The following is an 11,989-nucleotide window of genomic DNA, read 5'->3' on the forward strand; positions in this document are numbered from 1 at the left end:
GCGACCCCGCCCTTCTGCACTCAGCCTGAACTGGCCTGGACCCCGACCTTCGCCGGGGCGTCCGGGCGGCCCGAAGGCCGCCCTCGCGCTTAGAAGTCCATGCCGCCCATTCCGCCCATGCCGCCCATGTCGGGAGCAGCGGCGCCGCTCGACTTCTTGGGGGCGTCGGCGACGGCGGCTTCCGTCGTGATCAGGATGCCGGCGACCGAAGCGGCGTCTTGCAGAGCCGTGCGGACGACCTTGGCCGGGTCGATGACGCCCATCTGCACCAGATCGCCGTATTCTTCGGTCTGGGCGTTGAAGCCGAACGAGGACTGGTCGTTTTCCAGCACCTTGCCGACGACGATCGAGCCTTCGACGCCCGCGTTTTCCGAGATCTGACGGATCGGAGCCTGCAGGGCGCGACGGATGATGGCGATGCCGGCGTTCTGGTCGGCGTTGTCGCCCTTGACGTCAGCCAGGATTTTCGAAGCCTTCAGCAGCGCGATGCCGCCGCCGGGAACGATGCCTTCGTCAGCCGCGGCGCGCGTGGCGTTCAGGGCGTCGTCGACGCGATCCTTCTTTTCCTTCACTTCGACTTCGGTCGAACCGCCGACGCGAAGGACCGCGACGCCGCCGGCCAGCTTGGCCAGACGTTCCTGCAGCTTTTCCTTGTCGTAGTCCGAGGTCGTGTCTTCGATCTGGCGCTTGATCTGGGCCACGCGGGCTTCGATCTCGTCCTTGCCGCCGACGCCTTCGACGATGGTGGTGTCGTCCTTGGTGATCGAGACCTTCTTGGCCTTGCCGAGCATGTCGAGCGTGACCGACTCAAGCTTGATGCCCAGGTCTTCCGAGATGACCTGGCCGCCCGTCAGGATGGCGATGTCTTCCAGCATGGCCTTGCGGCGGTCGCCGAAGCCCGGAGCCTTGACGGCGGCGACGCGCAGGCCGCCGCGCAGCTTGTTGACGACCAGGGTCGCCAGGGCTTCGCCCTCGATGTCCTCGGCGATGATCAGCAGCGGACGGCCCGACTGCACGACGGCTTCCAGGATCGGCAGCATGGCTTGCAGGCTGGTCAGCTTCTTCTCGAACAGCAGGATGAGCGGCTCTTCGAGGACGGCCTCCATCTTGTCGGCGTTGGTGATGAAGTAGGGCGACAGGTAGCCGCGGTCGAACTGCATGCCTTCGACGACGTCGACGGTGGTGTCGGCGGTCTTGGCTTCCTCGACGGTGATCACGCCTTCGTTGCCGACCTTGGCCATCGCCTGGGCGATCAGCTCGCCGATTTCGCTATCGCCGTTGGCCGAGATGGTGCCGACCTGGGCGATTTCCGAGTTGTTGGAGACGGGCTTGGAGTTGGTCTTGATCTCTTCGATGACCAGGCCGACGGCCTTGTCGATGCCGCGCTTCAGATCCATCGGGTTCATGCCGGCGGCGACGGCCTTCAGGCCCTCTTGCACGATGGCCTGGGCCAGAACGGTCGCGGTGGTGGTGCCGTCGCCCGCCTTGTCGTTCGTCTTCGAAGCGACTTCGCGGATCATCTGGGCGCCCATGTTCTCGAAGGCGTCTTCCAGCTCGATTTCCTTGGCGACCGACACGCCGTCCTTGGTCGAGCGCGGGGCGCCGAAGGACTTCTGGATCACGACGTTGCGGCCCTTGGGACCCAGCGTCACCTTGACGGCGTTGGCGAGGACGTTGACGCCGCGCAGCATCTTGTCGCGCGCGTCGGTGTTGAACTGTACGATTTTAGCGGCCATGCGGGCTGCTCCTTTTGAATGTGTGGCGAGTGGTTAGTGGCGAGTGGCGAGGGATCTGAAACTGGGGCGACGGCGGCGGTTCGCTCGGAAACCTGCTCGCCACTCGCCACTAATCACTCGCCACCTAGGGCTGAGCCTTAGCTCAGCACTCCAAGCACGTCCGACTCTTTCATGATGATCAGGTCTTCGCCGTCGATCTTCACTTCCGTGCCCGACCATTTGCCGAACAGGATGCGGTCGCCGGCCTTCAGTTCCAGGGCGTTGACCTTGCCCTGGTCGTCACGGACGCCGGGGCCGACGGAGACGACTTCGCCTTCCTGCGGCTTTTCCTTGGCGGTGTCGGGGATGATGATCCCACCCTTGGTCTTGGATTCTTCTTCAACGCGCTTGACCAGCACGCGGTCGCCGAGCGGACGGAACGCCATCGGACTTCTCCCTGTAAAACCCCCGGATCGGGGCGTTTTTGAAACGGTGTGCGTAGCCCCCGCGATCGCCGTTTTGGCAGCCGACCGGCGAGAGTGCTAACGCGAGCGGGAGTTAGGCAGAGGCGCCGCCACCGTCAAGCGTCGGCCCTTTATCGATGCGCGAATTCTCTGTGACGCATGAACTGAAAATGAACGTCGACCTCCGGGGGCGTTCAAACTGGCGACGATAAAACCGCTTCAACGCTGGATGCCTTCCCCTTCTGGAAGCGCAGGTCGGCAAGCAACAAAGGAGACGGATATGTCCAAGCTGCTGAAGATCACCGCCGTCGCCACCGCCCCGGTCGTCGCCATGACGCTGATGGCGGCCCCCGCCTCGGCTCAGTCGCGCGACCGCGACAACACCGGCCGCAACGCCCTGATCGGCGCGGCGGTGGGCGGTCTGGCCGGCGCCATCTATGGCAACGGCGACGGCAACTATATCGCGGGCGGCGCCCTGGCCGGCGCGGCGGTGGGCGCGGTCGCCAGCAATCGCGGCTCCAGCTGCGGCTATTATCGCGGCGGCCAGTGCTACCGGAACCAGGGTCACTGGGAACGCGAGCACGGCATCGACAGCAGCCGCTACGGCTATGACTACCGCTACGACGGCCGCCGCTACGACTCGCGTTACGATCGTCGCTATGATCGCGATTACCGTGATCGCTACGACCGCGACTATCGTTACGACCGCCGCTGGTAAGCGATCGTTGCATCCAGACGGAAAGGCCCGGCCGCACGGTCGGGCCTTTTCTGCGTCAGGCCATCAGTCGGGTCATCAGCGCCGATGTCGAAGGGTCCAGATCGGCGGACGGGCCGCCCGCATCGACATCCTTCAGAATGGCCTTGGCCAGCACCTTGCCCAGTTCGACGCCCCACTGGTCGAAGCTGTTGATGTCCCAGATCACGCCTTCCACGAAGGTCTTGTGTTCATAGAGGGCCAGCAGGGCGCCCAGCGTCCGGGGCGTCAGCCGCTCCATCACGACGGCTGTCGAGGGGCGGTTTCCGGTGAAGGTGCGATGGGGCGCCAGACGCGCGGCCTCCTCTTCCGACAGTCCCTGCGCCAGACCCTCGGCCTTGGCCGCCTCGGTCGTCTTGCCGACCATCAGGGCCTGGGCCTGGGCCAGGGCGTTGGACCACAGCGGGGCTTCGGGCGCGTCGGCGTGGGTCCTGGCCACGATCACGAACTCGGCCGGAACCACCTCCGGCCCCTGGTGAATCTGCTGGAAGAAGGCGTGCTGGCCGTTGGTGCCGGGCTCGCCGAAGACGACCGGGCAGGTCTGGCGTGTGACGGGCGTTCCGTCGCGATGCACCCGCTTGCCGTTCGATTCCATCTCCAGCTGCTGCAGGAAGGACGGCAGACGACGCAGGGCGTGGGCGTAGGGGGCGACCGTCCGCGCCGGACGGTTCAGTCCATCGACATTGAACAGCTGGGCCAGGGCCATCAGGATCGGCGCGTTCCGCTCCAGCGGCGCCTGAACGAAATGGTCGTCCATGGCGGCGGCGCCGGCCAGCATCTGTTCGAACACGTCCCAGCCCAGGGCGATGGCGCACGACAGGCTGACCGCCGACCACAGGGAATAGCGCCCCCCGACCCAGTCCCTGAACGCGAAGGTGCGGCCGCAGCCGAAGGCCGCCGCCCGATCCGGCGCCGCCGTCACCCCGATGAAATGCTTCGTCATCCCCTCGGCCGGCAGGGCCGCAGCCAGCCAGGCCTTGGCCGCCTCGGCGTTGGCCAGAGTCTCCTGCGTCGTGAAGGTCTTGGACACGACCACGACCAGGGTCGTTTCGGGATCGAGGCCGGTCAGGGCCTCTGCCATGTCGCGCGGGTCGATGTTGGCGACGAAGCGCAGGTCGATGGCCGGGTCCAGCGGGCGCAGCGCGTCCCAGACCACGCGCGGCCCCAGATCCGACCCGCCGATGCCGACGTGGACGATGGCCTCGAACCGCTTGCCCGTCGCCCCCGCCTCGGCGCCCGAACGCACGGCGTCGGCATAGGCCTTCATGTCCGCCCGCACGGCGTCCACCTCGGCCGAGACCGGCTCGCCCAGCGCCTCGAAGCCGGCGCCCGGCGCGGCGCGCAGGGCCGGGTGCAGCACCGCCCGCCCCTCGGTCAGATTGACCGCCTCTCCGGCGAACAAGGCCGCGCGGCGCCCCTCGACGTCGCTGGCGCGGGCCAGGTCCAGACAGGCGTCGAAGGCCGCGCGGGTCCAGCTCTGTTTCGACAGGTCCAGATAGAGGCCCGCCGCCTCGACCGACATCCGCGACAGCCGGTCGGGATCGGCGGCGAACTGATCCACGATCCGCGCAGAGGCGGCCTCGGCTGCGGCTTGGTCGAAGGCGGTCCAGGCGGCGTCGCGGGTCATCGTCGTCTCCATCGCGGGGATTGGCAGGGTAAACACTCGTTTACGGCTGGGGCGTATTCAGGTTCAACGTCCCAGCGGACGCTGAAACAGGAAGTCACCTCAATGTCCTGCGGCCTTGCTCTCACGATCGCCCTGGCGATGTCCAATCCCTCCGTGGCCCTGGCCGCCGAACAGCCGGCGGCGGTTCCCGGCGCGCCGATCTCGGTCGCCGGCGAGCCGCTGTTCGCCGACATCGTCTCGCGGTCCCACAGCCTGAAGGCCATGGTGGACGGCTGGGCCGCCGCCAAGGCCGCCGACGACGCCGCCTTCTTCACCAGCCAGGCCTTCACGGGCTTCAAGGCCCAGGCGGAACAGCTGGCCGCGCTGGATATGCAGGGCCACCTGATCCTGAAGGAACGCGGCACCGACGGCGATCTGAAATGCATCCTGCGCGGCATTTCCGAGGACATGCCCAAGAAGGTCCAGGCCGTTCAGGCCGCCGCCAATCCGGCCGACCGCGCCACGGCCCTGTCGGAACTGTCCTATCTGCTGAACGACAACGTCGAAGTCATCACCGCCCCGCCCAAGCCGGAAGTCTGATCCGGCCTATAGCGCGGCCAGCGTCTCCAGCACGCCCTTGCCGTAGCGATCCAGCTTGGACTGGCCGACGCCGGAGATGGCGCCCAGCCCGGCCATGTCGCCCGGCTCGGCATGGGCGATCTCCAGCAGGGTCTTGTCCTGGAAGATGACATAGGGCGGGACGTGCTGTTCCGAGGCGCGGTCGCGGCGCCAGGCCCGTAGAGCCTCGAACCGGGCGCGCACGTCGGCGTCCATCGTCTCCAGCGCCGCATTGCGCCCCTCGCCCGAACGGTCGCGGCGGCGCGGGGCGGCGTCGGCCCGCAAGGGCGCGCGACGCACCTCGATCTGGCGTTCGGCCTTATAGACGGCGCGCACGGCCTCGGGATCGCCCAGGCCCACCAGCGGCTTGCCGTCGTTGGGATCTTCGACCAGCAGACCCTCGAACAGCAGGTGATCCACGATCTCGCGCCACGAGGTCAGGGAGATGTCGCGCCCGACGCCCCAAGTGGACAGCGACTGTTCCCACGGCTGAACATCCTTGGTGCGGGCCGTCAGGTGATCCACGACGCGGTTGCGCCCGAACCGGCCGCCCAGCCGCTGCACCGCCGCCAGCGCCTTCTGGGCCGGGACGGTGGCGTCATAGAGCTGGGGCGGGTCGCCGCAGATGTCGCAGACGCCGCAGGGCTGGGCGTCATGTTCGCCGAAGTATCGCCGCACGGCCTGGGCGCGACAGACGGCGCCGTCCAGCATGGCGAACAGCTGGCGGGTCTTTCGCACCTGAACCTGTTTGACCTCCTCGGCCATCGGGCGGCTGTCCAGCCGGCGCAGGGACCAGGCGATGTCCGAGGGGCCGTACAGGGTGATGCCCTCGGCCGGTTCGCCGTCGCGCCCGCCCCGGCCGATCTCCTGCCAATAGGCTTCCAGCGAACCGGGCGGATCGGCGTGGATGACGAAGCGGACGTCGGCCTTGTCCACCCCCATGCCGAAGGCGATGGTGGCGACCATGACGGCGCCCTCCTCGGCGAGAAACCGTTCCAGCCGCCGGTCGCGTTCGCGCGTGTCCATGCCGGCGTGATAGGCGATGGCGTTGGTCCCGGCGTCGCGCAGCGCCTGGGCCACGCGGTCGCAGCCGTCGCGGCTGCCGCAATAGACCACGCCCGACTTGCCCCGCCGTTCGCGCACCAGTTCGATGACCCGCGCGTCGGTCCTGGCGCGCGAGGCGCTCTCCTTGCGCTCGGCCGACAGCTGCAGGTTCGGACGGGCGAAACTGTCGACGAAGACCCGGGCCTCCTCCAGCCGCAGCGAACGCAGGATGTCGTCGCGGGTGCGGGCGTCGGCGGTGGCGGTGACGGCGATGCGGGGCGTGTTCGGAAACCGCTCGGCCAGGAGGCCCAGATTGCGATAGTCGGGGCGGAAGTCGTGGCCCCACTGGGACACACAGTGCGCTTCGTCGATGGCGATCAGGCTCAGCGGCAGTTCGGCCAGCCGATCGAGCATCGCCCCCGCCGCCAGACCTTCGGGCGAGACATAGAGCAGGTCCAGTTCACCGGATCGCGCCGCCGCCCAGATGGCCGACCGCTCGTCCAGCGAGACGCCGGAATCCAGCCGCGCCGCCGCCACGCCCTGCTGTTTCAACGCCTCGACCTGATCGGTCATCAGGGCGATCAGGGGCGAGACCACCAGCCCCAGGCCGGGGCGCAGGATGGCGGGGATCTGATAGCAGACGCTCTTGCCGCCGCCGGTCGGCAGGACGGCCAGCACGTCGCCGCCGGACAGGATCTGTTCGACCACCTGCCCCTGCAGCCCCCGGAAATCGGCATGGCCCCAGACGCGCGACAGCAGGGCCCGCGCATCGTTCAGGTCAGGCGTGTCGGTCGGGGAAAATTGAGGCTGCGTGGCGGGCATCCTTGATCTGTGCGCTCTTTGTTCCCGTAAACGAAGTCCCGCAGGCCGCGAACGGCAGCCTGCGGGACTATCGGCTGGGGATTGATCTCAGTGCGCGGGCGCTTCGGCGAACTGGCCGCCGACGCGGTAGCGCCACAGATAGGAGGGGGCGATGGCGGCCATGCCGGTGGCCTGATCCACGCCCAGCGCCGCCAGACCCAGGGCCTCGGGCGCCACGACATTGTCCCGCTCCAGCATCAGAACCTGATCGCGCGTCAGAGGCGGGGTCAGGCCGACGAAACGGCCCAGTTGCAGCAGCGAACCCAAAGGTTTGGCCACGGCGAAGGGCACGGCGACCAGCATCCGGTCGCGGCCGGTTTCGCGACGCACCAACTCCAGCACCTCGCGGAAGGAGAAGACGCCGGGCCCGCCCAGTTCGAAGGTGCGGCCGGCTGCATCGGCGCGGATCACGGCGCGCGCAATGGCCTCGGCGACGTCGCCGACATAGACCGGCTGGAACAGGGTCTCGCCGCCGCCGATCAGCGGCAGGAAGGGCGACAGCGTCGCCATGGAGGCGAAGCGGTTCAGGAAGCCGTCGCCGGCGCCGAACACCAGCGACGGACGCAGGATCACCGCGTCGGGATAGACGGCCCGCACCGCCGCCTCGGCCTGGGCCTTGGTGCGGCCATAGGCGGACGGGCTGGCGGAGTCAGCGCCGATGGCCGACATCTGGACCAGACGTTTCACGCCGGCCGCCTGGGCCGCCTCGGCGATGGTTTTGGCCGCCTGGGCGTGAACGGCGTCGAAGCCGCGCTTGCCGCCCGCGTCATGCAGGACGCCAACCAGATTGACCACGGCGTCCGCGCCGCGCACGGCGGCGGCGACATCGGCCGCGTCGGTGACGTCGCAGCGCATGAACTGGATCTGGCCCGGATCGCCCAGCGGCTGGATTTCGATGGCCAGGACCGGATTGCGCACGGCGATGCGGATGCGCCAGCCGCGACGCGCCAGGGCGCGCACCGCCTGCGACCCGATGAAGCCCGATCCTCCGAAGAGGGTCACGACGCCGGGGGCGAGGTCAGCCATGGGAAAACTCCAGTCGAAAATCCGTGTCGCGGGATAGACGATAGGGCGCCGCACCGCAACGCGGGCAAGCATCTTCGTCTTCGCGCTTTCGCAGCGAAGTTGGAGGGCTGGGCGGAGCGCCGGGCCTTCGCCCGGAGTTTGGTTTTAGAGTTACCGTTTCGACGAAGGGTTTGACGCTCCGCGCGGCTGGTTGGCCTGCAAGCTCGGGGCGTCGAGCGGTGGCGGTCTTATCGCCTAACCCCATAAGCCTGCGACGGGTCGGTGGTCCCTGCGAGGACCGTCCCGAGTGCGGCCGAGTATCCCCCTCGCCCCTCCGACGGCGCTCCATGAGTCGCCGCCGGCGCGATGGAGTTTCACCACCGCTCCCGTTCCCTCCGCTCTCGCCGCCGCAAGGTCGCAGGCCAGGCGAGCCCTCCATGCGACGAGACGGGTTTAGAATACGCGCGTTTCGGAGGGGGGATGGCAGATGGGGCGCACAATTCGCCAAGCGGCTGGATTCGCTGGGAATGGACCAGCCGCATCGTGATGGCTGGGGGGCTTCAAGAGCCCCTCCCCCACGCTTCGCGCGGCCCCCTCCCCATGACATGGGGAGGTGACGATGGTGGGCTCTACGGCCGGCCGACCAGTTGGTCGACCGAGCCGGTGGTCACGGGATGATAGAGCGGGCGGGCCTCGGCGTAGATGCGGCGGGCGTTGGCGCGGCCCCAGTCGCCCTCGTTCCACAGGGTCTGGAACAGGGGCAGGACGAACTTGCGGCGGCCCTGGCTGGTCAGGAATTTCTCGGCCGTGTCGACCGCCGGCTGGTAGCGATGCGCCAGGGCGATCTGCAGCCAGGCGAAGGTCAGTTCGCTGTTGCCCTCGTTCGCCAGGTTCAGGGTGCGCTCCAGATCGGCCAGCTGCGCATTGGTCAGCCAGTCGGCGCCCGCGCGCAGGCCGTCGGGACGCCAGCCCAGGAAACGCTGGCGCTGCTGGGTGTTCCAGCCCGCCCATGGGATGGCCGAGGCCGGTCCCTTGTCCTTGAAGAAGGCGACGGCCGCAGCATCCACCGGCTCGAAAGCGTGGGAGACGGGGGCGACGGCGTTGGACGGCAGGCCCGGCTGATAGACCCAGGCGTCCAGCTGCAACTGGGATTCCAGGGCTGCGTCGCCCTTCACCAGATTGGCGCGGATGTCGTCCAGGAACATGGCCGTGGTCATCGGCCGATAGGCGTTGCGGTCGAAATAGCCGCGCAGCCAGGCGTCGAACCGATCCCGCCCGACGGTGCGTTCGATGGTCCGCAGGAACAGGGCGCCCTTCTCATAGGCGATGTCGTTCATGCCGTCGTCGGGGTCGCGGCCCTTCAGGTCCAGATGCAGCCGGGTGTCGGCGGCCGGCAGGGACTTCAGCGTGTCCTGAAGGCTGTCCCAGCCCAGCACCTGCTCCTGCATGGCCCGGTCGCGGCCATAGACCGACTCCATGATCCGGTTCTCGAAATAGACGGTGAAGCCCTCGTTCAGCCAGAAGTCGTTCCAGGTGGCGTTCGTCACCAGATTGCCCGACCAGGAGTGGGCCAGTTCGTGCGCGACCAGCGACACCAGCGAGCGGTCGCCGGCGATGATGGTCGGGGTGGCGAAGGTCAGCTTCGGGTTCTCCATCCCACCGAACGGGAAGGAGGGCGGCAGGACCAGAAGGTCGTAGCGGCCCCAGCGATAGGGGCCGTACAGCCGCTCGGCCGCCGTCACCATCTGGGCGGTCGGCTCCAGCTCCCACTGGGCGGCGCGCAGGCGGCTGGGCTCGGTCCAGACCCCGGTGCGGCCGTCGAACGGGGCGAAGGCGATGTCGCCGACGCCCAGCGCGATCAGATAGGGCGGGATCGGATTGTTCATCCTGAAACGCCAGGTCTTCATCCCGTTTCCGGCCGGCTCGCCGTTCGGCGTCAGATGGTCGGCGCTCATCACCACGGTCAGGTCTTCGGGCGCGGTGATGCGGGCGGAATAGGTCTGTCGGATGCCGGGGCTGTCCTGGGTCGGAACCCAGGTGCGGGTCAGGATCGCCTGGCCCTGGCTGAACAGATAGGGTTTTTGACCGCCCGCCGTCTGGCTGGGGTTCAGCCATTGCAGCGCCGCCGCGTCGGGCCGGGTCGAATAGCGGATGGTGATCTTGCGGCGCTCGTTGGCGGCGAAGGCCGGGAAATAGACGGTCAGGGGCTGGCCCTTGACGGCGTCATTGTCCCCGACCACGAAGCGCAGCGGCTGTCCGGCGGCGTCGCGCACGTCCTGGATGTCCAGGTTGCGGATGTCCAGGATCACCTCGTTGGCGCCCGGAACCGCCAGGATGTCCAGGGTCGCCGTGCCCGACAGGATCTTGGCGTCGAAGTCAGCGGTCAGGTCCAGGGCCACGTCGACCACGCGGGCGATCTCGGGCCGGGCGTAGGTGTGGCTGTCGACCGCCTCCGGGCCCGGCGCGGGGGCGATGGCGGGCGGGGTCATGGATGCGCCGCCAGGGGTGGTGGAGCAGGCGCTGACCCCCAGGGCGGCGGCGATGGCGAGGGCGGAAACGAGACCGAGCGCTTGGCGCTTCATCGGGATTGTCCTGGGCTGATCTTTGCGATTGGCCCGGAGAACGCGCGGAAACGCGAAAAAGATCAAGCCTCGGCGCGAACCGGCGCATGATGGGCGCGGAACAGCCGTCCCCGCTCGGCGAACAGCACGAAAGCCAGGGCGACCGCGCCGAACAGGGTGAAGCCCGCCGCCATCGGAACCGTGGTGCCGTTGAACTGCTGGCCCACCGCAAAGCCCAAGAGCGAGCCGGCGATGGTCGAGACGAAGCCTTGGATCGAGGCGGCGGTGCCGGCGATATGGCCCATCGTCTCCATGGCCATGGCGCCGAAATTGCCGGCGATCAGGCCGAAGCAGAACATGGTCAGGGTCTGCAGCACCGCGAAGGTCCAGATCGATTCATGGCCGCTGATCGCCACCGCCGCATGGAGGGCGGAAATGGCGGTGAAGCCGATCAGGGCCGCGTGCGAAATCTTGCGCGACCCCAGCTTGACCACCATGCGGGCGTTGACCAGCGACGCCGCCGCGATGCCGCCCGCGATCAGGGCGAAGATGGCCGGAAAGGCCGCCTCGGCGTGGAAGACGTCGGCGAAGATCTGCTGGGACGAGTTGATGAAGCCGAACAGCGCCCCGGTGATCGCCGTCATGGCCAGCGTATAGCCGACGGCGGTGCGATCCGTCAGCGCGACCCGATAGGCCGAGGCCAGGCGCCTGACCTGGATCGGCAGTCGGTCCTGCGGCTTCAGCGTCTCGGGCAGGCGAAGGGACGCCCAGACCATCAGGCCCACGCCGATCAGGCCCAGTCCCGCGAAGATCCAGCGCCACGGCCCGACCAGCATGATCATCTGGCCGATGGACGGCGCCAGGATCGGCACGCCCAGGAAGACCAGGAAGCTGAACGACATGACTCGCGCCATGGTGCGCCCCTCGTAGCGGTCGCGCACGATGGAGACGGCCAGAACGCGGGTGCAGGCGCTGCCCAGACCCTGGCCGATCCGCGCCAGGATCAGCATGTCGAAGGTCGGCGCCAGGGTCGCCAGAAGGCTGAACACCACATAGAGGCCCACCCCGACCATCAGCACCGGCTTTCGCCCGAACCGATCCGCCAGCGGCCCATAGATCAGCTGCGCCCCGCCGAAGCCCAGCAGATAGGCCGTGACCACCCACTGGCGGCTGTTGGCGTTCGCCACCCCCAGATCGGCGCCGATGTGCGGCAGGGCCGGCAGCATGGAGTCGATGGCCAGGGCGTTCAGCGCCATCATCAGGGCGATCAGACAGACGAACTCGACGAAACCGGGTTCCTTCTTGGCGGGGGCTGACGCGAGGGAAGACGACATCCGAGCCAGATGCGCCCCCCTGCCCCG

At 68.2% G+C, this 11,989-nt stretch carries 9 protein-coding genes; 2 read left to right on the forward strand and 7 right to left on the reverse strand.

Going from position 1 to position 11,989, the window contains the following annotated elements:
• Nucleotides 1–89: 89 nt before the first annotated feature.
• Both groL and groES read right to left on the reverse strand, forming a co-directional pair.
• Nucleotides 90–1,736 (reverse strand): chaperonin GroEL, encoded by a 1,647-nt coding sequence (groL, locus tag SH203_RS10560; RefSeq protein WP_087120893.1) that lies wholly within the window; start codon nt 1,734–1,736, stop codon nt 90–92.
• A 137-nt stretch (nt 1,737–1,873) separates the two neighbouring features.
• Nucleotides 1,874–2,161: a co-chaperone GroES gene (gene groES, locus SH203_RS10565; protein ID WP_087120894.1), complete on the reverse strand. Its 288-nt coding sequence runs from the start codon at nt 2,159–2,161 to the stop codon at nt 1,874–1,876.
• A 298-nt stretch (nt 2,162–2,459) separates the two neighbouring features.
• Here groES and SH203_RS10570 point away from each other — a divergent pair, with 298 nt between their 5' ends.
• The gene (locus tag SH203_RS10570) at nt 2,460–2,897 is read left to right on the forward strand and encodes a hypothetical protein (protein ID WP_087120895.1); all 438 of its coding nucleotides are present in this window, start codon (nt 2,460–2,462) and stop codon (nt 2,895–2,897) included.
• Nucleotides 2,898–2,952: 55 nt separating this feature from the next.
• Here SH203_RS10570 and pgi read toward each other — a convergent pair whose 3' ends face one another.
• On the reverse strand, nt 2,953–4,560 hold the full coding sequence (gene pgi, locus SH203_RS10575; RefSeq protein ID WP_087121010.1) for a glucose-6-phosphate isomerase: 1,608 nt from the start codon (nt 4,558–4,560) through the stop codon (nt 2,953–2,955).
• 102 nt (nt 4,561–4,662) lie between these two features.
• On the opposite strand from pgi, the gene SH203_RS10580 reads away from it, so the two are divergent.
• Entirely contained in the window at nt 4,663–5,139 is a 477-nt protein-coding gene (locus SH203_RS10580) for a hypothetical protein (RefSeq protein ID WP_087120896.1), read from the forward strand.
• A 6-nt stretch (nt 5,140–5,145) separates the two neighbouring features.
• On the opposite strand, the gene recQ is transcribed toward SH203_RS10580, so the two are convergent.
• The 4 genes from recQ to SH203_RS10600 all read right to left on the reverse strand — a co-directional run bounded on the left by recQ (nt 5,146) and on the right by SH203_RS10600 (nt 11,962).
• Nucleotides 5,146–7,023: a DNA helicase RecQ gene (gene recQ, locus SH203_RS10585; RefSeq protein ID WP_087120897.1), complete on the reverse strand. Its 1,878-nt coding sequence runs from the start codon at nt 7,021–7,023 to the stop codon at nt 5,146–5,148.
• Nucleotides 7,024–7,110: 87 nt separating this feature from the next.
• Entirely contained in the window at nt 7,111–8,088 is a 978-nt protein-coding gene (locus SH203_RS10590; RefSeq protein WP_087121011.1) for a complex I NDUFA9 subunit family protein, read from the reverse strand.
• A 608-nt stretch (nt 8,089–8,696) separates the two neighbouring features.
• Entirely contained in the window at nt 8,697–10,649 is a 1,953-nt protein-coding gene (locus tag SH203_RS10595) for a M1 family metallopeptidase (RefSeq protein ID WP_087120898.1), read from the reverse strand.
• A 62-nt stretch (nt 10,650–10,711) separates the two neighbouring features.
• The gene (locus SH203_RS10600; RefSeq protein WP_087120899.1) at nt 10,712–11,962 is read right to left on the reverse strand and encodes a multidrug effflux MFS transporter; all 1,251 of its coding nucleotides are present in this window, start codon (nt 11,960–11,962) and stop codon (nt 10,712–10,714) included.
• Nucleotides 11,963–11,989: the final 27 nt, after the last annotated feature.

This window comes from Brevundimonas sp. SH203, assembly GCF_002157625.1.
In the GTDB taxonomy this organism is placed as follows: domain Bacteria; phylum Pseudomonadota; class Alphaproteobacteria; order Caulobacterales; family Caulobacteraceae; genus Brevundimonas.